The following is a 24,155-nucleotide window of genomic DNA, read 5'->3' on the forward strand; positions in this document are numbered from 1 at the left end:
GATGCAAAGCACGCACCTTCCGTTACCGTCCTCCGATGCCTTGTTCGAGCACGCCGCCTGCGGTCTGCTCGTGACCGCCCCCGACGGCCGGATCCTGCGCGTGAACGCCACCTTCTGCGGCGGGCTCGGCTATAGCGCGGCAGAGCTCGCCGAGGCCAGACACATTCAGGATCTGCTGACCGCTGGCGGCAAAGTGTTCTATGACACGCACTGGGTACCACTGCTGCAAATGCAGGATTCGGTGGCCGAAATCAAACTCAACATGGTGCATCGGGACGGCCACATGGTGCCGATGCTGCTCAATGCCGTGCGCCGCCATCACGGCGAAAGCAGCTACCTCGAAGTGGCGGTGCTGATCGTCGAAGATCGTCACAAGTACGAGCAGGAGTTGCTGCTTGCGCGCCGCAACGCGGAGGCATCGGTCGCCGCGCATCAACTCGCGCAGAGAGAATTGCGGGAAAGCCGCGACGTGCTGAGCCTCGCCATGCGCGGCGCGCGCATGGGTGCGTGGTCGCACGAGCCGAAGTCAGGCAAATTCTGGTGGAGCCGCGAACTGGAAGCGCTCGCGGGCTACGCGGAGGGACGGTTTGCAAAAATGCCCGGTGGCTTTTTCGAGCTGATTCATCCCGGCGATCTGATTGCGCTCAACGAGGCGGTCGATCTCGCAGTAGCAAGCAGCGACGACTACGTCGCCGAATTCCGCTTCCTGCATGCAAGCGGCGACTGGTGCTGGATGGAAGGCCGCGGCCGTGCCACCTATGACCCCCACGGCGAGCCGCTAACGATCTATGGCCTCGGCACCGACATCACCGAGCGCAAGGACGCGCAAACGGTGCTGCTACGCCAGGCGGCGATTTTCGAGCACCTGAGCGACGCCATCGTCATCACCGACCTGAGGGGCAACATCACCGATTTCAACGCCGGTGGCGAGCGCATGCTGGGTTATCGCATGCGCGAAATTCTCGGCAAGCCGATTGCGATGTTCCATCCACCGGAAGACGCGTTGCGCGTGCGCCGCGAAGTGCTTGCCGCCCTCGCCGCCGACGGCACGTGGCGCAGCGAACTGACTTTCGTGCGGCGCGACGGCACACGCGGGGTCTGTGAAACGGTCGTCAAACCATTGGCGAACGCGCGTGGCGACACCTACGGCGCGGTCTGCGTGAGCCGCGACATCACCGGGCGCAGACGTGCCGAACAGCAATTGCAGCGTCTGAATCTGGAGCTCTCCAAGGCTGATCGCCGCAAGGACGAATTTCTCGCCACGCTCGCACATGAGCTGCGCAATCCGCTCGCGCCAATGCGCAATGTGCTCGAAATCCTGCGCCTGAAAGAATTCGCCGACTCGCAACTGAGCTGGTCCCGCGACGTGTTCGACCGGCAATTGCAACACATGACGCATCTGGTCGACGACCTGCTGGAAGTTTCGCGCATCACGCAGGGCAAGCTCGAATTGCGCAAGCAGCGGCTCGAACTCGCGCGCGCGATGCAGTCCGCCATGGAGGCGGCGCAACCCACCGTGCAGGCGTCGGCGCATCATCTGAGCGTGACGTTGCCGCGCGAGCCGCTCTACCTCGACGCGGACCCCACACGCCTGTCGCAGATGATCCTGAACCTGCTGAACAACGCCGCCAAGTACACGCCGCCCGGCGGCAGCATTTCGCTTGCGGCAGAGCGCGAAGGCGATGAAGCCGTGATTGTCGTACACGATTCGGGCATCGGCATTCCGCGCGAGCATCTGGACAGCGTGTTCGAAATGTTCTCGCAACTCGCGCCGGCACTGGAGCGCTCGCAAGGCGGCCTCGGCATTGGTCTCGCGCTGGTGCGCGGCCTCGCCGAACTTCATGGCGGTACGGTCGCCGCGTTCAGCAGCGGTCCGGGCAGCGGCAGCGAATTCGTAATCCGCCTGCCGTTATCGAAGGCGCCGCCGGTGCCGTCGGATAGCGCACCGTCCGAGGTACTCCGCACGGCGGGCTTGCGCGTCGTGATCGTCGACGACAATGCGGACGCAGCCGATAGCCTCGCCATGGTGCTCGAACTCGAAGGCCACGAGGTGCGCACGGCAGGCGACGGCATCGCCGGGCTGGAACTGATCGACGAATTCGCGCCGCAGGTGGTGATTCTCGACATCGGTTTGCCGCGCCTGAACGGCTACGAAGTGGCGCGCCGCATTCGCCAGGATCATCACGACGCCCATATTCTGCTGATCGCCGTCACCGGCTGGGGCCAACAGCAGGACAAGCAAACCGCTGAAGAGGCTGGCTTCGATCATCATTTCACCAAGCCGGTCGATCCGCGAAAATTGCAGCGTGTGTTGAGCGGGCAACGGGATTAAATACTCAGGGCCAACATGCTTACCGATATTACATTGGCCTTCGCCGCCGTCCTGCACGAAATCCTCTCGCCACGGACGGAGACTTCATCCCATGTTCGATGAAGCTCAGGTAGTCAGTGCGCTCGCCGCGCGCGATATCGTTCCCGATGCAACTCAGCGCGACGCGATTGCGGCGCTCGTGGCGTTAACGGGCTCTACCGCTAGCGGGCGACGCGCCAGGTCCGGCGATACGCCTGCGCATCAGGGCGTCTATTGCCACGGCCTACCCGGCCGCGGCAAAAGTCTGGTGGTCGACACGGTGTTCGAGTTGGCGAGCTGCCGGAAGCGGCGCCTGCATTTTCACGAATTTCTGCGCGAGATGAACCGGCGTCTGGTGAGCGAGCCACGGGGCGACGATCGGCTTGGGTCAGTCTCGAGACAGTGGCTCGACGGCGTGGAACTACTGTGCTTCGACGAATTTCATGTACACGATATCGCTGATGCGTTCCTGATGGGCCGCTTTCTCGACATTGCGATCAGCCAGGGCACGCGCGTCGTGCTGACCTCGAACTATGCACCGGACACCCTGCTGTCCGACCCGGAGTTTCACGAGCGTTTCCTGCCGACGATCGAACAGATCAAACGTTGCTTCACCGTGATTCACTTCGACGGCGCACGCGATTACCGCCTCGGCGGCGAAGAAGCGGCGCTCCCGCATTTTCTGGCGCCGCTTGATGCGGCAACGCGCGACGCACTCCTGCAAATTTTTGTGCGCTACGAGGGCGACGAGACGCTGGAGCCCGCCACGGTCAGCGCAGCAGGCCGGCCGCTCGCCGCGCGCGCCGCGGGGGCGGCATTGCTATGGGCCGACTTCGAAAGCCTGTGCGTGGCGAGCCGTTCGCACCTTGATTATCTGGACCTGACCGAGCAATGGCATGGTCTGATTCTCGATCAGGTGCACACCGGGTGGCTTGCGAAATCCCATACGCTGCAGCGATTCATATGGCTCGTCGATATCTTCTACGACCGAAAATGCGCGCTGTTCATTGCGTCCGATCAGCCGATCGAGGCGGCGTTAAGCGGACTAGAGGGCGCGCACGATCTGTCGAGAACGCTCAGCAGGCTCGCCGAAATGCAATCACGGGCCTATCGCAGCACGCTCGACGGCACGGCAGACAGGGCTGAAACTACGGCAACGCATCAACGGTGACCCAGCGCACTGACGATCTCCGGCATGCGCGCCGAGGCGCGCTCGTGCAACTGCGCATAGAGGCTGTTGCCATGGGCGTCGATCGCCACAGTCGCGGGTCCGAGCTGCTCGACTTCAAGGGTGAGCAGCCGGAACTGCGAGATGTATTCGGTCCAGTTCATCGCCACGACCCGGCGCAACGAGCGCGACAGCAGATGTGCGCCACCGCCGAGAAATGACAGATACACGCAGCCGCATTCGCGCATGGCCGCAGTGCTTGCTTCGTCGAGTCCGCCCTTGCCGCCCACAAGCCGCACGCCGAGCCCGCGGATCAGCGTGGGCATCCACGTGTTATAGCGCGTGCTGGTGCTCGGGTTCAGATAAAGCGGCACCGGCCCGTCCACAGTCTCGTCGACGTAGGTGCTCAAATGAAAGAACGCGCCGTCACGCAGATCGACCGGCAGCGGCGAGCCTTCCGACACGGCCTCTGCGAGCCGGCGGTGCGTCGGCAAGCCGATGCTGACGGTGATCTCGCCCGACAACCGCACCATGTCGCCGAGCTTCAGATCGAGCACGCTTTCGCGCGTAAGCGGCAAATGCAAATCGTGTATTTTGCTCATCATTAACCTTCCATGAATTCGACGCGGCCATTGCCGTGGATGCGAGCAGCCGTGCGCCGGTTGATCCAGCAGTTGAAGCAAACGGCGATCGGCACGAAACCATGGCTCGCCGCATAGTCGACATGCACGGCCATCGCCGTGGTATCGCCACCCGTTCCCATCGGCCCGAAGCCCATCGCGTTGACGGCGTCGAGCAGGCGCTGCTCCATGCGTGCGAGAACGGGTTCCGGGTTGGTCTGGCCGAACGGCCGCAGCACCTGTTCTTTCGCGAGACGGGCCGCGTAGTCGAACGTGCCGCCGATGCCTACGCCGATCACGAGCGGCAAGCATGGCTGCGAACCGGCGCGCAGCATCGTGTCGAGTACGAAGCGTTCGATCTGTTCGAGCGTGGGATACACAAACGCCTCGATGGCCTCCCAGCGACCGGTGCCCATCGCCTTCGGCGCACAGAAGATATCCACGTAGTCGGCGTCGTCGATTACGTCGAAACTGACGATCGGCATGTCCTTGCCTGCGTAGCTGCGTTCGTGGGTCAGCGGGTTCGTGACCATCTTGAGGATCGGCGGCGAGATGTTCGCCGCCAGTTCCGCAAAGCCTTCGCGGATCGCGGCACGCACGGGTCCATTGAACTGAACACGTGTGCCGATCTTGATGCTATAGGTTGGAATGCCGACGTCGCTGCAGACCAGCGTGCCGTCACGCTGCGCGCCATCGGCGCTTTCGAGCATGATGGTCAGCGTGGCCTTGCCGGTCGGATTTGACTCGACACCCGACGCGCGCTGCAGAAACGCGCGCGTATCGTTGGGAATCGCTTTGAGCGAACGCTCATAGAGTTGCGCGGTGACGCGCTTGAGAATCGAACTGTCGATGGACATCGTCGTGATTCCTTCAGATAGAGCGGAGCCGGCCACTGCCGGCACATGTCGTGAGAACGAGGAAGATTCCGCCAGGAGAAAAGCACACAAAAACTCCGCGACAGATTGGTCGGCACAGCGACAATGAGCCGATTCCGTCGATAAAACCAAATCCACCATGAACGATTTCCCCACCCACGCGCGACGCATCGGTATCGTTGGCGCAGGTGCGATCGGCGGCCATTTCGCCGCACGTCTCGCACTCGCCGGACATCGCGTGTCGATACTCGCACGCGGCACGACGCTGGATGCGCTCAACGCTTGCGGACTGCGCTATACGTGCCCCGGCGAACCCGAACGTATCGTGACCGTCGACGCCCATGCGCACAGCACAGACATGGGTCCGCAGGATCTGCTGGTGATCGCGCTGAAATCGCACGCCCTGCCCGGCATCGCCGCTGCGCTCACACCGCTCATCGGCCCCGCGACGGTCGTGCTGCCGGTAGGAAACGGCCTGCCGTGGTGGTACTTTCTTGCGCCCGGCCATCCACTCGAAGGATTGCGCCTCGCGAGCGTCGACCCGGACGGTGGCATCGAACGGGCGCTGGCATTCGAGCGTGTGCTCGGCGGCAGCGTGATGGCGTCGTGCAGTTCGCCGGCACCCGGCGTGGTACATCACCACAGCGGCGGCAAGATCGTGATCGGCGAGCCGTGCGGTGGTATCAGCGCGCGAGCGAGCGACTGGGCACACGTGCTGACGGCCGCGGGCCTGCCTGCCACCGCCAGCGACGACATCCGCCGCGACCTGTGGCTCAAGTTGCTCGGCAACGTGTGCGCCAATCCGCTGAGCCTGATCACGCAGGCGAGCACCGACCGCCTGCTCGACGATCCCGGCACGCATGCTCTTTTCGAAAGCCTGATGGCGGAATGCCTCGCGCTTGGCCGGCGCGCCGGTCTCGCGCTCGACATCGATATCGCGCAACGCATCGCCCAGACGCGCCAGCTCGGCGCGATCAAGACCTCGATGCTGCAGGATCTCGAGGCCGGACGCCGCGTTGAACTCGACGCGATTCTGGGGGCGCCGCTGGAGTGCGCTGCACGGCTCGTTTTTGCCACCCCATTCATGCAGACCGTGTTTGCGCTCGCCCGCCTGCGCGCGACGCAAGCGGGAATCTACGGCGGGCACTAACGGTGAGGCCAGGGCGGACACGAATGCTCAGCCGCGCGTGTAATCGGCCGAATTGGCGACCCATCCCTTCTCGATGAAGTCCTTGCGCGGCGGCGAGAACACATCGATCAGCAGATGACGGCCCGCGCCGACGCCTTCGGTCGTGTGGATCAGATGAACCGGGACGGTGATCATCGAAGCCGGTCCGGCTTCGAGATGCTGATCGTCGCGCCACTGGTTCGCATCGGCGCCCCATTGCACGCGCAGGTGATGAACGAAATGTCCGTCGATCGCGAGCGAGCCCTGTTCGAAATCTCCGTGACTGTGCGGGCTGAGTTTCGAGCGATCGCGTGCGTCCTGATACTCGACCCAGTTGATGCTGAGCGTGTCCGATTGCAGCATCTTCAGACGCGGCTTGTCCGCCGGCGGCTGGATGTCGTCCATTGCGATCACCTGCAGCTCGCCGTTGCCGCGCGCGCGCCGATAACCGGCATCGCTGCCGACGATGCGCGCATCGGGCGACGCGTAGTCGTGCTCGTTGCACGCAGCGCCCGGCGCGAGATCCGCACGCGACGACGCGATCAGCACCGCGCGACCGCCGGCCTTCGGCTGCACGGCGACGTCACCCGCCGGCAGTACGCACACGCTGCGGCCTGGCACGGCTTGAGCGGCGCGTTGTCCGACGCGCACGTCGGCGCCATCTTCGGGAAGCAGCAGCAGTATTTCGTGCGCGCTGCGCGCTTCGAAGGCCGTGCCGTCGCCTTGCAGCCATTGCACGAAGAAGTTCTGGCCGCGGGCCACGGTGCCGGGCGCGAGATCGTAGACGGCGGTTTCCCGCACGCGGGTATCGATCGAAGTCGTCATGTTGGGTTCCTTCGTTATTGGGGGTTAGTCGCGCCGCGGGCTCGGGCGGCCCAGTACGTCCATACGGCCGACGGTCGCGTAGCGGTTGCCGTCCATACGGGTCAGCGGTTCGGTGCGGGCCGTATCGAAGCGCCCGTCCGCATCGACGAAGCGCTCGTCCAGATGCACGCCGACGATGCGGCCGAACACCACATTGCTGAACGTTTCGCCGGGCCCCGTCGGCTCGATGTCGACAATCCTCAGCAGCCGGCACTCCATGCTGGCCGGCGAGGCTGCTACGCGCGGTGGCCTCACCATCACGCTCGGCGCTTTTTCGAGCCCGGCCAGTTCGAACTCGTCAGTGCCGTACGGTGCATTCATCGAGCTCAGATTCATCGGCTCGCGTAGATCCCATGTCACGAGATTGGTGACGAATTCCCCCGTTTCACGCACATTGGCGATCGTGTCTTTCTCGTGCCGGTCGTCCGGCGCATTGCACGAAAAAATCACCACCGGCGGTGCGGTCGAAACAAGATTGAAATGAGAGAACGGCGCGAGATTCACCTGCCCTTTGCCATTCATCGTGCTGATCCAGCCAATCGGGCGGGGCGCGACGATCGCGTTGAACAGCGTGCGCTTGAAGTCAGGCGTGGCCGCCGGGTCTAGAAACATCGTTATCTCCTTGTGCGGACTCGGGTCGCGCTCAGTTGCACTCAAGCACGCACGCCGCCTTTCACAAACACCTTCTTGCCCGTTTCGTAGAGAACGGCGTGGCGCTCGGCATCGGTCAATAACACCGCGGCATCGAGTATGCGTTGCACCATATCCTTGTACGTGCCCGACGACGTGCCGATATCCGAACCCCACATGATGCGGTCGGCGCCGAACATATCGACCGCACGGCGCAGCACTTCATCCGCCGGCGTATCGGTCTCACGATAAATGTCGAGGTTGATCGACGTGAACTTGAAGAAGATGTTCGGCTCGGCCGCGAGCGGCACGAAGCGCGCATCGAAGCCGTAGTTGTCGTCTTCGACTTCTGGCTCGAGCATGTGATCGAGCACCACGCGCACGTTCGGGAAGCGGTGCGCCAGTTCGATGATGGCCGGCACCGACGGGCCGCCGCCACCGATCGCCAGCACTTCCAGATCCATCACGATGCCGTATTCGTCGGCCACGGCCCACGTTTGCAACGCACGCGGCGAATTCAGCCAGGGCATGGTGCCGTCGGCTTCGCGCCCACCGAACAGGCGCACGCCCGCGAGGCCGTGCTGCTCGATGGCGGAACGCACCACCGCCGGCGTGCCTTCGTCTTCCGCGTCGAGAATGACGACGGCAGAAAATACCTCCGGATACTCATCCGACGAGTCGAGGATGTAGCTGTTGTCGTAGCGATAGACCATGCGCTTTTGCACCGCCACCGCGCCCTCGACGCGCTCTTCCTCCATCCACGGCAGCATGCGCGCCACGTCCGGCACTTCGTTGATCGGCTTCGCGCCATGTTTGCCGCCGGGCAGGCCGATTACGCCGGGCAGGCGCGGCGGCGCATTCGGCGAGCGCTTCATCGGATTGCGCGGGTAACGCGCCTGATCGTCGGCCACGAGGTGCGCGTGCGAGTCGAACAGTTTGATGGGTTGGCCGGCAGCGGCATTCGTGTTGTCTTGCGGGAACGGCATGTTCTCTCCAATGAGGTACAGGTTGTGCAAAGGCGGATTGTGCGCAAGACCGCCGGAGCCGCGATGTCGCGCTCGACCGGCGGCGGTGCGCGCGTCCCGCCTAGAAAATATGGCGGATGCCCAACGTGACGCCAGTTTGCGCGTCACTTGTGGATGGCGTCGCGAAGGTCAGTGCGGCTAACGCGCGGCGACCGGTCGAATCGAAGCCACCTGCGGTCTCGCGCAGCACGACGAAATACAGATCGGTCTGCTTCGATAGCGCGTAATCCGCACCGAGATTCCATTGCTGATAGCTCGCGCCGCTCTCGCCGTTGTACGAACTCGCACGCGTGTACGTGTAGGCGACGCCGAGCAGTAGCGTCGGTGTCAGACGATATTTCAGATTTGCTTCGCCCGTATTGAACGTGGCAGTCTGACCGACTTCGCCCGCTGGCGGTTTCGCGCCCGCAACGGCAATGCCGCCGATGTTGAAGAACTTCGTATTCGTATAGATGCCGCCTGCCGTAAACGAACCGAACGTATAGGATGCGCCCGCCCCCACCACCTGTTGCGAAGCGGCGCTCGCATAGCCGCTGAATATCGGACTGGCGAAATTGTTGCCGGTCGCACTACTGGTGGCGTTGTTGCCGAACAGCGCGTAGTTGGGATTCTTCACAAACAGATAGGCCGCGGCGAACCTGAACGGGCCGCCGTCGTAATCGACGCCTGCGGAAATCATCTCGTTCTGCGTCACGTTGCCCGAGATGCCGCCGAGGCTGTAAGTCGCGCCGACCTGCACTCCGCGATAGCGCGGACTGACGTACTTGATCGCATTGTTTGCGCGCTCGGTTCCGTCGACGTCGTCGAGGCCGGCCGGATGGTATCCCCAGCCCGCGCCACGCGCCGCCCAGTCGGTGCCGGAAGAGAACGGGCCCAGATAACTCGACAGCGTGAGGTACTGACGGCCCAGCGTGAGCGTGCCGTAAGGGGTGCCAAGCCCGACGTAAGCCTGACGGCCGAACATCAGTCCACCTTGCAGTGCGCCGGTGGTGGTGGTGAAGCCGTTCTCCAGTGTGAAGACAGCCTTATAGCCGCCGCCCAGATCTTCGCTGCCTGTCAGGCCGAAGCGCGACGCGCTCTCGTTGCCGCCAGCGATGGCGAATTGGGATTTTCCGCCTGCATTGCTGTTGTAGCGAAAGCCGGCATCGACAATGCCGTAAAGCGTCACGCTGCTTTGCGCGTGCGCCGTGGGGGCGATGCCGCAAGCGGCGATCAGTAACAGCGATTTTTTCATGTGGGGTCTCCTCACGATGTATTGGCCCGTTCGCGCTGTCGTTCGCGCTGCATAACGGATCTCCGAAGTCGACCGCCCGATCCTGCCGGCGGCGCTATGTTCGACGCCTCGTATGGTTCCATGCGATCCCCCGGCGCGCCAAGCGCACTTCCGCAACTTTCCGCACCGCGAAAAGCACAGAACGCCGTGTGGTCCTAAAAAAACCAGCCATCCAGCATGGATTCCGACACGCGAAATCTTTACGATTTGCACTTGGATGACGGGATCGGCGGGACGTAGTATTGCTCGCCATGGACCAGACCTCGCTCAGAGGCGGCCCCCATTACATAAAACCGGCGCCGCGCCACGCGTTTTTTTGCGCCCAGCCGGTCCGCTACGTTGGAGGAGACATGGAGATTTCAGTTGCCCAGGTGGCCAACCCGGCAATGGCACAGGACGAAAGCCTGATCCGGCGCGTGTGGTGGCGCATCATGCCGCTGATTATGGTGACCTACCTGGTGTCGGTCATCGACAAGATGAACGTCAGCTTCGCGAAGCTGCAAATGGTGCATCAGATCGGCTTGACCGAAACGGCTTACGGCCTTGCGTCCTCGCTGTTCTTTATCGGCTATCTGATCTTCGAGATTCCGAGCGCGCTCGGCGTCCACCGTTTCGGGGCGCCTAAATGGATCTTCCGCATTGTTCTGAGCTGGGGGATCGCGACTTTGCTGATCGCGTACATCTCGTCGGGTTCGATGTTCGCGGCGCTGCGGTTTCTGGTCGGAGCGGCGGAGGCCGGGCTCTATCCTGGCATCGTCTACTACCTGACCGTCTGGTTTCCGCGCCGTTATCAGGTGCGCGCAATCGCCCTGCTGACGCTGGGCAGCGCGCTCGGCAACATGCTCGGCTCCGCGTTCGGCGGCATGCTGCTGTCGCTCGACGGGCTCTGGCATCACGCGGGCTGGCAGTGGGTATTCATCGTCACCGGCGTGCTGGCGCTCGTGCTCGCGCCGATCGTGCTGTTCTGCCTGCCGCGCAGCGTGGAGACGGCCTCGTTCCTCAGTCCGCAGGAGCGCAGCCGCCTCGCCCGCATGGTCGCCGACGAAGCGCCGGCGGCGCACCACGAAGGCAGCGTGTGGGCCGTGCTATGCGACCGTAAGGTGCAGGTGTTCTCGCTCGGCTACACGTTGCTGCTGACCTCACTCTACGGGCTTATCTACTGGCTGCCGACCGTGATCAAGGGATTCGGCGTGTCGAGTTCGCTCAACGGTCTGCTGACGATGATTCCATGGGCGCTGACCGCAGCGCTGCTGCTGATCGTGCCGCGCTTGCTGACGAAGGAGCGCCACGTGCGCATGGCCGCCGCGGTCATCGGCATCCTGGGCTGCGTGGCGTTCGTGGTCAGCCTGCTGGTCAGCGATCCGGTCTCGCGCTATGTCGCGCTCGTGGTCGGCACGCCTTGCACGTCGTTGCTGCTGCCCTGCTTCTGGTCGCTGCCGTCCAAATATTTCAGTGGACGGCGCGCCGCCGCGAGTCTGGCCGCGATCAGCAGCATCGGCAACTTCGGTGGCTTTCTCGCGCAGAACGCCATGCCCTGGATCGGCAAGGCGCTCGGCCACCCCGGCTACGCGATGCTGCTGCCGGCCCTCTGCCTGCTACTGCTCGGCTGCACCGCACTTGCCATGCAACTCATCGCTGCTCGCGAGCCGGTCAATCCTGCCGCGTTCTGATACGGCGCTTCCCTTCTGCTTTCGTCCCTGTCCACTCCATGTCCACCATTCCGCACGATACGTCCGCGCGCCAGATCGGCACCTTCGTCAAAACGGGCGCACCGCAAATCATCGAGATTCTCGGCGGCGCAGGTCTTCATTTCGCGGTAATCGACGCCGAACATGCGCCGTTCGATCGCGCCACGCTCGATATCATGGTGATCGCCGCGCGCTCCGTGAATCTGCCGCTGTTCGTGCGGATTCCCGACATGAACGCCGCCACGATCCAGTCCGCGCTCGATCTCGGCGCCTCAGGACTGCTGGTGCCGCACGTCGATTCCGCCGACGAGGCGCGCACGCTGGTCGCCCGCACGCGCTTCATCGACGGCGAACGCGGCTTCTCCAGTTCGCCCCGCTTTGCCGGCTACGGCGCGATGGGTATGCAAAAAGCCATCGCGGCCGGCAACGGCACCGTCATCATGTGCCAGATCGAGAGCCGCGCGGGCTATGCCGCCGCGCATGCCATCGCGGACGTGGACGGCGTGTCGGGCCTGTTCGTCGGCCGTGCCGATCTGGCTTTATCGTTTGGGCTCGCCAACGCCCGCGCACCCGAAGTGATGCAGGCTACCGTCGATGTGCTTGAGATCGCGCGGAGGGCCGGTAAAACGCCGGGCGTTGCGCTCGGCGACGTTGGCGAGTGTGACGAATTCGCGCAGATGGGCGCAACGTGGTTCGTGATTGGATCGGATCAGTCTTTGCTTCGCAAAGGCGCACTGACGTTGATGGCCTGATTCGCGGACGCGCGGACGCGCATACGGCGGACGAGTCCGGTCCGCACGCGTCAAAAACTGCGATAATTCGCGTTCTTTGACGGGCTAGCGTCAAATTGACCAACACGCGCCCGACCACCTGAGCAAGGCGATACGATGGCGGAACGCGAATCTTCGATTCGGGCAGTTGAGAGGGCAATCACACTGCTGCGTGCCCTGAACCAGATGCCCGTCTCGACGCTCGACAGCCTGCATCAACTAACATCGCTGCCCAAACCCACGTTGATCCGGTTGCTACGCACGTTCGAAGAGCTCGGCCTCGTCGCGCGCGGAGCGCGGCTTGGCGAATACCGCTTGCTCGACGGTGTCAACGCGCTGAATTCGGGCTACCACCACGTGCCGCGCGTCGTCGAAATCGCGGCGCCGCTCGTGCGCGAACTCACTGAAGAAATCAAGTGGCCCATTGCCGTTGGCATGCTCGACGTCGACGCATTAGTTGTGCGCTACAGCACGATTCCGTATTCGCCGCTCTCGCTGCTGCACTCGTCAATCAACATGCGCCTGAGCCTCGTCTCACGCGCATTGGGGCGTGCATATCTCGCATTCTGCTCGTCCGAAGAACAGGAGATGCTGCTCGAAGTCGTGCGGCAAAGCCACCATCCGGAAGATCGACTCGCACAAGATCGGGAAGCTGTACAGACGATCCTCGATCAAACCCGCAGGCGCGGGTACGCGCTGCGCGACTCCGCCGTTCGGCCGATCTCCGGCACGCTCGCGGTGCCGGTAATGGCAAAGGAATTCGTTGCCGCATCGATTGGGCTGACCTGGTTTTCTTCGGCTCTTACGGCCGATAAGGTAGTCGAGCGGTATCTGGATCAAATGCTCAACGTGTCGAGGCGAATTTCGGAACATCTGTAAAAAATAACGACCTCGACAGTCGCGCGCCGATTGGACCTACACCAGCACAGAAGCTTTTTCCCACTCAAATCGCTGTAAGGCCTCAATCCCGCCTTCTTTTCCATCTACATTTATCTGCTATCTCTGCGTCAACAAAAAAGCCGGCGAACTTCACGCTGCCGGCTTCTTCGCTACTGATGGCGCCTTAACCGCGAGTACGCCTTACTTCTGGCTGCGCTTCGCCTTCACCCGGGCAATCTGCTGCTTCGCCGCGTCATACACATGCTCGGGCGTGAAGCCGAACTTCTTCTTCAGGTCGGCGAACGGCGCGGACGCGCCGAACGTATGCATCACCACCTGCGCGCCGAGCCGCCCGACATAGCGGTCCCAGCCGAGCGTCGACGCCTGTTCGACCGCCACGCGCGCATCCACGTCGGGCGGCAGCACCGAGTCCTGATACACCTCATCCTGACGCTCGAAGAGGTCCCACGACGGCATCGACACCACCCGCGCAGCGATTCCTTCGCTCCTGAGCTTCTCGTAGACGTCGACGCACAGCGACAACTCGCTGCCCGTGGCGAGCAAAATGACTTCGGGCTTCTGCCCGTCTGGCGCATCGGCGAGCACATACGCGCCCTTCTGCACGCCCCTGGCCGACGCATAGCGTGTGCGGTCCAAAGTCGGCAACGCCTGACGCGACACGACGATGCACGACGGCCGCCGCGGATCCGACATCGCCACACGCCAGACCTCGGCAACTTCGTTCGCATCGCCCGGGCGCAGCACGGTCAACCCTGGCACACCGCGCAGCGAGGCCAGTTGCTCGACCGGCTGATGGGTCGGACCATCCTCGCCGACGCCAATAGAATCGTGCGTGAACACGTAGATGGACGGCACTTCCATGATCGCCGAGAGCCGGATCGGCGGCTTCATGTAGTCGCTGAAAATCAGGAAGGTTGAACCGAACGGCCGCAAATTCGACAACGCAAGGCCGTTTACGGCGGCCCCCATTCCGTGTTCGCGAATCCCGAAGTGCAGGTTGCAGCCGCCATAGTTATCGTGTTCGAAGCTGCCCGCGCCTTCGAATTTCAGATTGGTCTTGGTGGAGGGAGAAAGATCGGCCGCACCGCCGATCATCCAGGGCACACGCGCGGCAATTGCGTTGAGCACCTTGCCCGACGATTCGCGCGAGGCGATGCCCTTCGGGTCGGCATCGAATGTCGGGATGCCGCTGTCCCAGCCCTCAGGCAATTCGTGCGCTTCCATCTGGGCGAACTCACGCGACAGTTCCGGGTGTTTCTTGTTGTACGCATCGTATCTGGCCTGCCATTCCTCGCGCGCCGCCTTGCCACGCGCGCCGATACCCTGCGCGAAGCGTTCATGCACGCCGTCCGGGACATAGAAAAATTTGTCTTCGGGCCAGCCATAGGCTTTCTTGGCGAGCGCCACTTCTTCGACGCCGAGCGGTTCACCATGCGCGGCGGAGGTGTCCTGCTTATGCGGCGCCCCCCAACCAATGATGCTGTGAACCACGATCAGCGTCGGCCGGTCCGTGACGCTTTTCGCTTCGACAAACGCGGCTTCCAGCGCCGCGGCGTCGTTCGCGTCGTTCACATGCAGGGTGTGCCAGTTGTAACCGCGGAAGCGGGTCTCCACGTCGTCGCTATAGGCGAGGTCGGTGTGACCTTCGATCGTCACGCGGTTACTGTCGTAGATCCAGATCAGATTCGACAGTTGCAGATGCCCTGCGAGCGAAGCCGCTTCGTGCGAGATGCCTTCCATCATGTCGCCGTCGCCGCATAGCGCATAGACGCGGTAATCGAACAGCGGTGCATCGGGTTTGTTGAAGTGGCTTTCGTACCAGCGTGCCGCCATCGCCATGCCGACGCTATTGCCCAGCCCCTGGCCGAGCGGCCCGGTGGTGGTTTCCACACCGGTGGTCATTCGGTATTCGGGGTGGCCCGGCGTGTTGCTGCCGAGCTGACGGAAATGTTCGATATCGTCGAGCGAGACGGCGGGCGAACCGGTCGGCTTGCCGTCGTCGTCCACGGCTTTGACGTTCGCCAGATGCAGCAGCGAATACAGCAGCATCGACGCATGGCCCACCGAGAGCACGAAGCGGTCGCGATTCGGCCACAGCGGCTCGTCCGGATCATAGCGAAGGTGGTTCTGCCACAAATGATAGGCGACCGGCGCCAGTCCCATCGGCGTGCCGGGGTGACCGGAATTGGCCTTTTGCACAGCGTCCATCGATAGCGTGCGAATCGTGTTGATGCACAGCTGATCGCGGGCGGGATCGTTTTGCATGAGGACACTCCTTGTTCGGCGGTTGGAGACATCGCCAGGACACACGGTATCGGCGTGGCCGGCGATCGGTGTTCGTAGGGAAGCGCGTGGAACGACGCATGAGGAACCGCAGCCAGACTCAACGATGATGCGCCGATGCGCGCAAATCTGCACGGCGCGTTACATCCAGCGCCGTGTTGTACTGATGATCGGAGCGTGTTCTTTCAGGCGGCTTGCGGTTATATGCCGGCACAGCGGGCCCCGTGCATGCAAAAGCAGGAGCAACAAGCTCGCCGCCATTGCGATCACGCCGCGTGCAGCCAGTGGTCGATAAGCGGTCCACGCTTGCCGTCGACCGGATCCATGGCGGGGAACGGCAAAGCCTCCATCGCCGCCTGCTCGTTCGGCGTCAGCGCTTCACGGCGGATATCCCATTGCTGGCCTGCCGGATAACCCGCCACCACCTGAAAGTGACGTGCGAACGATTGCAGGCAATGGCCTGTGCCCGCAGGCAGCAGCAAGGCGTCGCCCGCGGACAGGTTCACCACCCTGCCGCCCGGACCGCCGACGATCACCTCGGCGGAACCGTCGGTGACACCGAGCACTTCGTGCGCGGTCGCATGGAAATGGTGGTAATCGAAAATCCCGTCGCGCCATTGCGGAGGCCACGCGTTGCCTTCGAACAGGATCTCGAACGCGGCGGCAAGGTCACCGCTGTCCGACGCGAGTGCTCCACGGTAAATGATCACCGGCAACTTGCGGCTGTTCGGCACCCATTCGTGCGGCTCCAGCATGAACGCTTCGTACCGGGTCTGAGCCGCGTCGAATCCGTGCTTCGAATCGTTGTACATGGTCTGCTCCTGTGCTTCACGATGCTCTCCGGGCTCACCTGCGACACGTGGCGGGCCTTTGCGCTTGCATCACGGGCCGCCTTCTGGCGTCCTTGCGGGCGGCTCCGGTGGTTCGCGCGCCAGACGCGGCAATCTGTGCAGCGACGCATAAAACGCGCCCGCCCGTGCGCGCGCTCTGCTGAAGCGCCCGTGCACAGCGCTACGATTGCGAGCGCGTGTACAAACGTATGACGATATTGCGAGCCTTGCCGGTCGATCGCACGCGCAACATCACTTCTTGCCTTGCGACTCGCGTCCGCCACCGCCCGGTGGCTCGGCGTGCGTACCGGTGCCCAGCGGCACTTCGGCGGTTTGCTTCGGACGCTCGCTCGAACGCCGCGGGTTGGTCTGCGCGGCGACCTCGGTTTGCTCCACTGGCTCGATGCCGAGCGGACTGGGCTCGACATAGTGGGCACCGCTCGATTTGCTGCGCGGTTTCGCATCCGGTGCTTCGTGCGCTGCGTTGCGGTCTTCGGTGGATTTACTGTCCTGCATGATGCGCTCCTTGAAGTCGGCGATAGCATCAATGCAGCAACAACCGGTCCCTCTCTGCGACAAGTGTGGCTAGCCCGCTCAGCAGCCGTGCGTGGGCATGGCCGTTGCGGTACCGATGCTGAAGGTCTGGACCATTTTTTGTAAAAAGGTGTCTGTGCATCCCACACTGCCGGACCTGCATCCGGACGATCCGGGCCGATGCTATTGCTCCGGTGCCGCGCGGTCGGCGGCGACGATCTCCCGGCCGTAGTCGATTGCGGCCCGGCGTGCCTCGTCGGCGGTCGCGTAGGGGCCGATCTCCGGTGCGCCGTCGAAGGGAAACAGAATCCTCCTGTCAGCTTTTCTGACGACCTTCAGTCCACCTACGTAACGGCCGTCGCCTGTTCCGTGATAGCTGGCGTAAATCTCGAAGTCGTCGTCAGTAACGTCGGCCTTATGTCGCGCCATGTGTTGTTCCCTTATCCCTGCACCTTGGGTGCGTCAATTCCGGTGTCGTATTGCGTCGTCAGATGCCGTAACGGCAGCGAGCGCGTGCCGATGTCGAGCAATACCTGTTCCACCCGGAGCGGGATGGGTTCAGCGCGACGATAAGCGGACGTAAACGGTGCGGACTTAAAATCCGCTGCTTCGTGGTTCAGGGCGTTGTAAGCGCCAATCAAGATGCCAACCTGCAATGAAAAAGGCGCGCCGGCTTTAAACCGGTGCGCCTTTTTTCCTTGCTACCAACGTCCAGAAAGAATACCGCTTAAGGCGCGCTTAACGCAGCTTCGCGACGTCCTTGTCGCTCACCCGCGTGGCCGCCGGATTACCGAACTGCGTGGTCACGTAGTTGGTAAGCGCGGCAACCTGCGCATCGTTCAACTGCGTGGCGAATGCCGGCATGCCGACATCGTTGTCTGCGGTCTTGCGGTGTACGCCATGCAGGATCACCTGCACGAGATTGCCCGGATTGGACGCACCTACCGTCGAGTTATGCAGCAGCGGCGGATAGTAACCGTCCGGCGTGCCCTTGCCCGGCGCCTGGTGGCAGGTCGCACAGTTGCCGAGATACAGGCGCGCCGGATCGAGCGTACCGTCGCTCAGTGCAACGCCGCGCAAACGCGTGACATCAGTCGACGGCTTGCCCCATGCGTTGCGTGGCTGCGAACTGCCGTCGTTTACCGCCGGCACCGTGCGCACGTAGGTGGCGATCGCAGCGATATCCGCGTCGGTCATCTTCGAGAAGCTGTGCTCGACGGCTTCGCCCATCGGACCGGCCGCTTGCGCGACGCCCGGCACGCTGCCGGTTTGCAGATACTGCACGAGTTGCGCGTGACTCCAGCCACCAATGCCGCTATTGGCCGACGAGGTGATGTTGTAGCCATCCCAACCCGCCAGCACGGAGCCACCGAGGAAGCCGCTGCCGGTTTCGTCGAGCGCCTGCTCCTGCATCGCGAAGCCGCGCGGCGTGTGGCAGGTGCTGCAATGCGCGAGGCCTTGCACGAGATACGCACCGCGATTCCATTCGACGCTCTGGCCCGGCCTGGCCTGATAGGGGCCGTTCTTCAGGAACACCCAGTTCCATGCCGTCAGCGGCCAGCGCATGTTGAGCGGCCACGGAATGTCGCTCGCGCGCGCGGCCTGGTTCACCGGCGCAACGCCGTAGCGGAAGTAGGCGTACAAGGCCTTCACGTCATCGTCGCCAACCTTCGCGTAAGACACGTACGGCATTGCCGGATACAGGTTATGGCCGTCCTTTGAGACGCCCTTGCGCACCGCGCGATCGAAGTCCTCGAGCGACCACGTGCCGATGCCCGTTTGGGCGTCCGGCGTGATATTGCTCGAATAGATCGTGCCGAGCATCGGCACTTTCAGCGGCAGGCCTCCGGCAAACGGCTTGCCCTTGACGGTGCTATGGCAGGCCATGCAATCGCCCGCCGTCGCGAGGTATTCACCGCGTTTGATCAACGCGGTGTCGTTGCTGCTCACCGCACCAGCGGAATCGTCGGCCTGCGCTAATGCGGGCAGAACCAGCGCACCGGCCAGCAGCCAGAAAAAGGTCTTTTTCAGCACGTTCAAACTTCCTTCTTCAACTGGTCGGCCATGCGAAGTGCAAGCGCGGCAATGGACAGCGTCACGTTGACGGTGCCCACCGTCGGCATCGTCGCGCTGCTCGAGATGAACAGGTTCGGGTGATCGAAGGTCCGGCAATACTTGTCGACCACCGAATCGCGTGGGTCGCTGCCCATGATGGTCGCGCCCGTGATGTGATTGTTCGGTGCGAACTCGTCCTGATACTCGATCTCCGTTCCGCCCAGCACTTTCGCTGCGTTCGCGTAGACCTCTTTCGTATGGACAGCGCCGCGCTTCACGTAATCGTCGATCGCATAGGTAATTTCGGGGCGCGGAATGCCGATTGCATCGACTTCCGTCTTGCTCGGCACGATGCGGTTTTGCGGTTGCGGCAGGATTTCGTGGAAGCAGTCGAACTCGACAAAGCGCGCCGAACGGTCGCGAATCTGCGCGTCCAGTTCGGCCGGTTTGATCAGCTTGCCCTGCTTGAAAATCTTCGCCGTTTCCTGATCGATACGCGACAGGTTCGACAAGTGGATCTTCTTGGCGGCCTCATTCGCGCGGAATGCTCCGTCGCGAAAGCCGATCAGCGAAGTCATTTCCTGTGGACCACGGCCCGGCCAGAGTTTTTCGTCCGCGTAGAACGTGACGCCCGTGCCCGGGTGGTCCATCAGATTGCGGCCCACCATGTCGGAGCTATTGCCCACGCCGTTCGGGAAATCGTGGCTGGTGGACATCAGCATGATCTTCGGCGTTTCGATCCCGTTCGCGGCGAGCACGAAATACTTGCCTTCCACACGATGCTCATTGCCCTGTGGATCTTTATACAGAGCGGCGGTGATGCGCTTGTTCGCACCGACTTCGAGCTTGTAGACGACCGCGTTATCAATCAGTTTCGCGCCGGCCTGCTCCGCTTTTTCAACGTGCACGATGCCGTTGTACATCGCGCCAATCGGGCAGATCGGCATGCAGTTGTTGTTGCCGCAACAGGTCGGGCGGCCATCGTACGGACGGCTGTTCCGCGCGACCGGTTCGGTCACGACGTGATAGCGCGAGTCGAACGCGTTGAGCTTGCCCTTGATGGTCTGCTCGTTATACGACAGCGGCAGCGGCGCCATTGGGTACGGCTGGCTGCGCGGCGAACCGAGTTCTTCGTCGGTTGGTCCCCACACGCCGAGTTCTTCTTCGGCGCGCTGGTAATACGGCTCCAGTTCCTCGTACTCCATCGGCCAGTCGCGGCCCACTCCATAGGTGGTCTTCATGCGGAAGTCGTTCGGCATGAAGCGCCACGCGGACGCGGCCCAGTGCCACGTCGTCCCGCCCACGGCACGGATGTACTGCGAGTTGAATTTGTGCTCGCCCTTCAGGATCAGATAGTTGTTCGGCGGCCCATATTCCGGATGCGGCGCCCATGCGCTCGACGGATACGGCGCCGAGTTATCGGACTTGTCGAACTGATTGCGAAAACGCTCGACGATCTCCCAGCGCGGCATGCGCGGCCCTGCTTCGAGCAGGACCACAGACTTGCCCGCGAGAGCCATTTGATGCGCGACGATCGCGCCCGCGACGCCCGACCCAACGACGACGATATCGGCTTGTTGTGTGTCAGCCATTGCTTAAGCTTGCCTTTCGATGGGTTTGGCGGCCCAGAAACCGGGTTTGTTGGGGCAATACGAACGGATGATCAGCGTGTCGGAGACGACGTCGTACATCAGCGCCTGTTCATACGTGATCACCTGGTTGTCCACCGTACCGAGATACCAGGCTTCCATGATCTTCAGCGCGAGCGCCTGTTGCGCGGCATCGGCAGAACCGGCTGCGAGCGCGCCGGCCAGCTTCGGCAACTGCTGCGCGAGATCGGGCGCGGACTGCTGCAACGCGGCCAGCAAGCGCGCGCCGACGTTGCGATCGAGAGCGGATCTGGCGGTCAACGATTGCGACAGTGTCATGAAGGCGTCGATCGGCGCGGCGGCCGAGTCGTCGGCCAATGCCTTGAGCGCGAGCGAACCGGTCAGACCGGCTGCCGTCAACGCGAGCGCGCCTTGCAGCCAGCGACGGCGCGTCATGGTGGACGGCTCGCCGCTCGCGGCATGCGCGCCGAAGGTGGTCCCCTTGAGGGACTCGTCGTGAGAGTCTTGTGGAGTCAATTGTTGTTTTTCCCTTGTGAGGCGTTTTATACGTATTGCAGGTACTGCGGAGCGACAGACCACGCCAGCCGTGTTGCTCGTTGTGCTGCTTTCATGCTGCTTGCTGTCTTGCCGAAGAGGCTGCCGGATGTGCTGAATGTAGCGCTAAAGCGGCGTTAGAACTGATGCATCATCCCGACATACGCGCCGGTTTGCGATTCGCCCGCGAGCGGACTCGTGTTATTGACGGCGTCGCGCGGCGACGCTTCAAGCGAAAAATTCGCGTTGCTGCTGTTGCTGACATAGGCCACCGTGCCGTACAGGAAGGTGCGCTTCGACAGGTTATAAGTCGTGCCGAGCGCGTACATCATGGCATGGCCGGACGGATCGTGCGAGGCATCGCCGCCGCCGTCGCCGACCCTGATGTAGTAACCGCCCCCGGTCACGGCCCAGCGCGGCTGAACGTTGTACGTGACGCCGAGCCAATAGTGATCGGCGCTGTCGGCCACACCCACTGGAGAATCCGGCGCCGCGTAATGCGTATACGCGCCCTGGATCTTCACCGCGTCGAAATGCACATTCGCACCGACGAAGTATTCGCGCGAGCTCTGGAAGATGTTGCTCAAGCGGCCGTTGCTGTCGCGCAGTTCATCATAAATACCGCGCACGTCGAAGAGTGACGAGTGATACGTGAGCATGATGCCGTCGGAGCGGCCAAACTCGCCCGTCGCACCACTGTTGAACGCGCCAGGCTGATTGCCGAAGGCGTATTGCGCCTGCACGTCGAACCCCCACAGCACCGGGCTGTGATACTCGACGTTATTGCTGGTCTGCTGCCAGTTGCGCCCACGCACGAGCGACGCCGACGAAAATGCCTGCTGCACGAACGGGTCGAATTCCCACACGCCGTCGCTGTCGATGAACAGATTGCGCCCGGCTTGCAGCGTACCCCACTGGTCGCTCTTCAAACCGACGAAGGCACGCCGCGACCACAGCCGTCCGCCGCTGCTCGTGCCGTTCATGATTTGCAGACCGGTTTCCAGGTTGAAGATCGCATTCAGCCCGCCGCCCAGATCTTCATTGCCTTTGAGGCCCAGCATACTGGTGCCCCAATCGCCGCCTTCAGCACTCCATCGGCTCGAACTGCCGCCCGCGCCATTGTTGATGTGATTCAGGTATTCCACGCCGCCGTCGAGACGGCCATATAACTCCACACTGGTTTGACCGTATGCCAGCGGACTCGCGACTGCCAGGGCCGCCATTAATTTTGTATGTAGTCTCATTGTTTTGCCGTGAGTTTCTTCTGTCGAAATGATGGGCAAAGCCAACTGCCGATGAACCAAAACTACTCGCCGTGTCACACTGCGGCTCAACCTGCTGGCGGGCCCCAGACCAGCGGTACGTGCCGCGCCAGTGGGTCTCGCGCAGACAGTTAAACGGTATGGGCAATGACCTGTCGCGCATACCGGGTTGTGCCAGCAGGGTTCTGACCGCATTACGCCGGATTGAACCAGTTTGCCAATGGGATGTTGTAAAACTACACGCTGCGCGCACGCACTATAGGTGATCGACGCTTCATAGCCTATCCGTTTGACGCAATAAACTTTTGCTATCAGCGCACTCGACGCTCGACATTGAAATCCGCAATCGAATCGACGCGCACCAAAAAAGATCCTTGCCGGGCAGATCGAAAGGTACTCACGATAAGATAGTCGGTCATTCGGCCTCAGCCAAATCGAAACGCATTATTTGTTATCTGACCATTCATCATTTGCCACTTGCCATGAACGCGCCTGAACTCACCGAAGACGAAAACCTTGGGCTTTACCAACGCGCGACCGAAACCGGCGCGGAATGGTGGCGCGTCAGCGTGGCGGACCGGCCGGAAAACTACCGGCTCGAGCATGGGGTGGATGAAGGCAACGGCACCGGGTCGGTCGATATCGATCTGGTGGTCGACGCTGAAAACCTGCGCGCGAAGCTGAAGAAGTGGCGCCGCGAAGGCTTTGCGATCGATACACCCAATGCCGCCGACGAAGCGGGTGCGGCAGAACGGGTGGCCTTCATGCCGGAGTTGCAGCGCGTCGCGGCGCGAGCCTCGGCGGCGAGGCGTCACCTGCCGGTAGAGGGCGCGGGCGAATCCGTGCGCATCGGCCATGTCGACGTGCCGTGTGGCGTGGACAATCCGCTCGTGCCACGCCTCAATCCGGCCTATCTGTTTTCCGAGCGCTTTAACGACATTGTCGAAGATATCGTGGAGAACCGGCGTGTCATGCTGATCGGGCATACCGGCGCCGGCAAGACCAGTCTGATCGAACAGGTCGCCGCGCGCTCGCTTCACGGCGTGTTGCGCTCGAACATGAATGGGCAAACCACCGTCGGCGATTTCGTCGGTTTCTGGACGGTCAAGGGCGGCGAAACGATCTGGGTGGACGGCGTGCTGCCCACCGCGATGCGCGAAGGTTTGTGGCTGATCGTCGACGAAATCGATTTCGCCGAACCGTCGATTCTCGCCGCCCTCACCGCCGTGCTCGAACCGCACGGCCGCCTCGTGCTGAAAGAGAAAGGCAATGAGATCGTCGCGCCGCATCCCGCGTTCCGGCTGTTCGCCACGGCCAATGCGGTCGGCGCGATGAGCCAGTTCCGCCATCTGTATCAGGGCGCGAATCTGATGAACGAAGCGTTTCTCGATCGCTGGCGCGTCTACATGCTGGACTATCTGACGCCCGCCGAAGAAGCCGACGTGCTGATGCGCACGCTCGCCCCGCATATGACACGTGCGCTTGCGACCACCCTCGCCGCGATTGCCGCCGACTGCCGCGCGGCGTTCGCCCGCGAGGACCTGTCGAGCGCGTTCTCCACGCGGCGCCTCCTCGACTGGGCCGAGCTCATGCTGCGCACCGGCGACCCCGAACGCGCCGCCGGTCCTGCGATTTATGCAAAGGTCAGTCCTGAAGATGCCGCGCTGATTCGGGGCATTGTTCGCCATCACATCGCGCCGGCCGCCTGACGCGGCC

The 24,155-nt window shown here is 62.7% G+C and carries 22 protein-coding genes; 7 read left to right on the plus strand and 15 right to left on the minus strand.

Features of this window, described 5'->3' with window-relative positions; genetic code table 11:
* Position 1: 1 nt before the first annotated feature.
* The gene (locus PQR40_RS25700) at positions 2-2,332 is read left to right on the plus strand and encodes a PAS domain S-box protein (RefSeq protein WP_408224728.1); all 2,331 of its coding nucleotides are present in this window, start codon (positions 2-4) and stop codon (positions 2,330-2,332) included.
* A gap of 91 nt (positions 2,333-2,423) precedes the next feature.
* On the plus strand, positions 2,424-3,521 hold the full coding sequence (gene zapE / locus PQR40_RS25705; protein WP_408484477.1) for a cell division protein ZapE: 1,098 nt from the start codon (positions 2,424-2,426) through the stop codon (positions 3,519-3,521).
* Here zapE and PQR40_RS25710 read toward each other — a convergent pair.
* Together PQR40_RS25710 and PQR40_RS25715 are read right to left on the minus strand one after the other, a co-directional pair.
* Entirely contained in the window at positions 3,512-4,123 is a 612-nt protein-coding gene (locus PQR40_RS25710; RefSeq protein ID WP_408336664.1) for a fumarate hydratase C-terminal domain-containing protein, read from the minus strand. The genes zapE and PQR40_RS25710 overlap by 10 nt on opposite strands.
* Positions 4,123-4,995 (minus strand): fumarate hydratase, encoded by an 873-nt coding sequence (locus PQR40_RS25715; RefSeq protein WP_408510092.1) that lies wholly within the window; start codon positions 4,993-4,995, stop codon positions 4,123-4,125. Before PQR40_RS25715 ends, PQR40_RS25710 begins: the two co-directional genes overlap by 1 nt.
* Before the next feature lie 157 nt (positions 4,996-5,152).
* Between PQR40_RS25715 and PQR40_RS25720 the strand changes: the two genes are divergently transcribed.
* On the plus strand, positions 5,153-6,163 hold the full coding sequence (locus tag PQR40_RS25720) for a ketopantoate reductase family protein (protein ID WP_408510093.1): 1,011 nt from the start codon (positions 5,153-5,155) through the stop codon (positions 6,161-6,163).
* A 27-nt stretch (positions 6,164-6,190) separates the two neighbouring features.
* Here PQR40_RS25720 and PQR40_RS25725 read toward each other — a convergent pair whose 3' ends face one another.
* The 4 genes from PQR40_RS25725 to PQR40_RS25740 all read right to left on the minus strand — a co-directional run bounded on the left by PQR40_RS25725 (position 6,191) and on the right by PQR40_RS25740 (position 9,934).
* Entirely contained in the window at positions 6,191-7,006 is an 816-nt protein-coding gene (locus tag PQR40_RS25725) for a cupin domain-containing protein (RefSeq protein ID WP_408336656.1), read from the minus strand.
* Positions 7,007-7,030: 24 nt separating this feature from the next.
* A complete protein-coding gene (locus PQR40_RS25730; protein ID WP_408336653.1) occupies positions 7,031-7,657 on the minus strand; it encodes a flavin reductase family protein in 627 nt (208 codons plus the stop codon).
* A 41-nt stretch (positions 7,658-7,698) separates the two neighbouring features.
* Positions 7,699-8,661 (minus strand): amidohydrolase family protein, encoded by a 963-nt coding sequence (locus PQR40_RS25735; protein WP_408484483.1) that lies wholly within the window; start codon positions 8,659-8,661, stop codon positions 7,699-7,701.
* 100 nt (positions 8,662-8,761) lie between these two features.
* Positions 8,762-9,934 (minus strand): porin, encoded by a 1,173-nt coding sequence (locus PQR40_RS25740; protein WP_408510094.1) that lies wholly within the window; start codon positions 9,932-9,934, stop codon positions 8,762-8,764.
* A gap of 389 nt (positions 9,935-10,323) precedes the next feature.
* Here PQR40_RS25740 and PQR40_RS25745 point away from each other — a divergent pair, with 389 nt between their 5' ends.
* From PQR40_RS25745 to PQR40_RS25755, 3 genes are all read left to right on the plus strand, one after another.
* Positions 10,324-11,643 carry an MFS transporter gene (locus tag PQR40_RS25745; protein ID WP_408510095.1) on the plus strand — a complete coding sequence of 440 codons (1,320 nt, stop codon included), beginning with the start codon at positions 10,324-10,326 and terminating at the stop codon, positions 11,641-11,643.
* A gap of 38 nt (positions 11,644-11,681) precedes the next feature.
* Complete coding sequence (locus PQR40_RS25750; protein ID WP_408510096.1) at positions 11,682-12,413, plus strand: HpcH/HpaI aldolase family protein; 732 nt, start codon at positions 11,682-11,684, stop codon at positions 12,411-12,413.
* Positions 12,414-12,548: 135 nt separating this feature from the next.
* Positions 12,549-13,310, plus strand: coding sequence for a DNA-binding transcriptional regulator (locus tag PQR40_RS25755; RefSeq protein ID WP_408510097.1), 762 nt, complete (start codon positions 12,549-12,551; stop codon positions 13,308-13,310).
* Positions 13,311-13,511: 201 nt separating this feature from the next.
* Here PQR40_RS25755 and tkt read toward each other — a convergent pair whose 3' ends face one another.
* The 9 genes from tkt to PQR40_RS25800 form a co-directional block, all read right to left on the minus strand.
* Positions 13,512-15,596 (minus strand): transketolase, encoded by a 2,085-nt coding sequence (tkt, locus tag PQR40_RS25760; protein WP_408336634.1) that lies wholly within the window; start codon positions 15,594-15,596, stop codon positions 13,512-13,514.
* Between the two features lie 284 nt (positions 15,597-15,880).
* Complete coding sequence (locus PQR40_RS25765; protein ID WP_408510098.1) at positions 15,881-16,426, minus strand: cupin domain-containing protein; 546 nt, start codon at positions 16,424-16,426, stop codon at positions 15,881-15,883.
* Between the two features lie 270 nt (positions 16,427-16,696).
* Positions 16,697-16,960 (minus strand): hypothetical protein, encoded by a 264-nt coding sequence (locus PQR40_RS25770; protein WP_408336628.1) that lies wholly within the window; start codon positions 16,958-16,960, stop codon positions 16,697-16,699.
* A 201-nt stretch (positions 16,961-17,161) separates the two neighbouring features.
* Positions 17,162-17,407: a DUF6723 family protein gene (locus PQR40_RS25775; RefSeq protein ID WP_408224716.1), complete on the minus strand. Its 246-nt coding sequence runs from the start codon at positions 17,405-17,407 to the stop codon at positions 17,162-17,164.
* Positions 17,408-17,418: 11 nt separating this feature from the next.
* Entirely contained in the window at positions 17,419-17,619 is a 201-nt protein-coding gene (locus PQR40_RS25780; RefSeq protein ID WP_408510099.1) for a hypothetical protein, read from the minus strand.
* A gap of 97 nt (positions 17,620-17,716) precedes the next feature.
* The gene (locus PQR40_RS25785; protein WP_408510100.1) at positions 17,717-19,012 is read right to left on the minus strand and encodes a cytochrome c; all 1,296 of its coding nucleotides are present in this window, start codon (positions 19,010-19,012) and stop codon (positions 17,717-17,719) included.
* A 2-nt stretch (positions 19,013-19,014) separates the two neighbouring features.
* Positions 19,015-20,625: a GMC family oxidoreductase gene (locus tag PQR40_RS25790; protein WP_408510101.1), complete on the minus strand. Its 1,611-nt coding sequence runs from the start codon at positions 20,623-20,625 to the stop codon at positions 19,015-19,017.
* A 3-nt stretch (positions 20,626-20,628) separates the two neighbouring features.
* A complete protein-coding gene (locus PQR40_RS25795; protein WP_408336725.1) occupies positions 20,629-21,078 on the minus strand; it encodes a sugar dehydrogenase complex small subunit in 450 nt (149 codons plus the stop codon).
* Positions 21,079-21,314: 236 nt separating this feature from the next.
* Positions 21,315-22,421 (minus strand): porin, encoded by a 1,107-nt coding sequence (locus PQR40_RS25800; protein WP_494471430.1) that lies wholly within the window; start codon positions 22,419-22,421, stop codon positions 21,315-21,317.
* A gap of 500 nt (positions 22,422-22,921) precedes the next feature.
* On the opposite strand from PQR40_RS25800, the gene PQR40_RS25805 reads away from it, so the two are divergent.
* Positions 22,922-24,148 carry an AAA family ATPase gene (locus tag PQR40_RS25805; protein ID WP_408224707.1) on the plus strand — a complete coding sequence of 409 codons (1,227 nt, stop codon included), beginning with the start codon at positions 22,922-22,924 and terminating at the stop codon, positions 24,146-24,148.
* Positions 24,149-24,155 lie beyond the last annotated feature (7 nt).

The organism is Paraburkholderia sediminicola (assembly GCF_046026855.1).
Classification (GTDB): domain Bacteria; phylum Pseudomonadota; class Gammaproteobacteria; order Burkholderiales; family Burkholderiaceae; genus Paraburkholderia; species Paraburkholderia sediminicola_A.